Here is a 904-nt window from a genome sequence, read left to right as displayed (position 1 = left end):
AAACACCAATAGAACCGGCACCAGAAGTAATACCAGAAGTACCGGTAGAAGAAACAACGCCGACAGAGCCGAAAGTACCAGTCGAAGAGGCACCAGAAGTGCCAGCCGAGCCAGAGGCAGAAACACCAATAGAACCGGCACCAGAAGTAATACCGGAAGCACCTGTGGAAGAAGCAACACCGACAGAACCGACGCCAGAGGAACCGGTAGAAGAACCAACATCGACAGGATCAGAGACTCCAGTTGAGAAAGAACCAGTAAAAGAAACAGAAGAAACGTCTACTGAAATTTCTCCTTCTAAAGAAGATACAGTAGTAGAGTCTGAAAAAGAGGAAGAAAATGATGAAGTTACTGTTGAAAACAATGACACATCAAAAGAAAGCACTGGTGAAGTAACTATACAAAATGACACAGAAAATGTGAAAACAAAATCAGTGAAAAAAGATGTTCAAGATAAAAAATCAACAACTTTAAACTCTAAAACTTTTACTCATAAAAAAGAAAGTAAGACTAATAAACAAGCATTACCTGAAACAGGTAATGAAACATCATCAATGCCGTTATTAGGTTCATTGTTGACATTGTTTGGTTTAGGTTTTATCGCAAGACGCTTTAATAAGAACGAAAAAACAGATAAATAAGACTGAGGGTAGTCTAAAATAAAAATGCCATGGTAGGGATTGAACCCCATTACCATGGCATTTCTTTATTTATAAAGTGAAATTGAATTATCCAATATCTCCTAGAGTCGCAACCATCACAGCTTTGATAGTGTGCATACGGTTTTCAGCTTCTTGGAATACAACAGAGTGTTTGCCTTCGAAGACTTCATCTGTGACTTCCATTTCTTTTAAGCCGTGTTTTTCCTCAATTTGTTTACCGATTGTTGTGTCAGTGTTGTGGA

1 protein-coding gene and 1 pseudogene are annotated in these 904 nt (G+C 38.5%); one reads left to right on the top strand and one right to left on the bottom strand.

Translation table 11 applies throughout. From position 1 onward, the window contains the following. A partial coding sequence (locus HMPREF3031_RS12080; protein ID WP_180364350.1) for an LPXTG cell wall anchor domain-containing protein occupies positions 1-641 on the top strand: 641 nt, incomplete at its 5' end. Positions 642-728: 87 nt separating this feature from the next. Here the strand turns inward: HMPREF3031_RS12080 and HMPREF3031_RS13210 are convergent. Beyond that, positions 729-904: pseudogene (locus HMPREF3031_RS13210) on the bottom strand (ornithine carbamoyltransferase subunit F); the annotation flags it as partial.

It is taken from the genome of Staphylococcus sp. HMSC072B07 (genome assembly GCF_001815505.1).
GTDB lineage: Bacteria > Bacillota > Bacilli > Staphylococcales > Staphylococcaceae > Staphylococcus > Staphylococcus simulans.
This window is presented reverse-complemented; position numbering and strand designations above follow the sequence as displayed.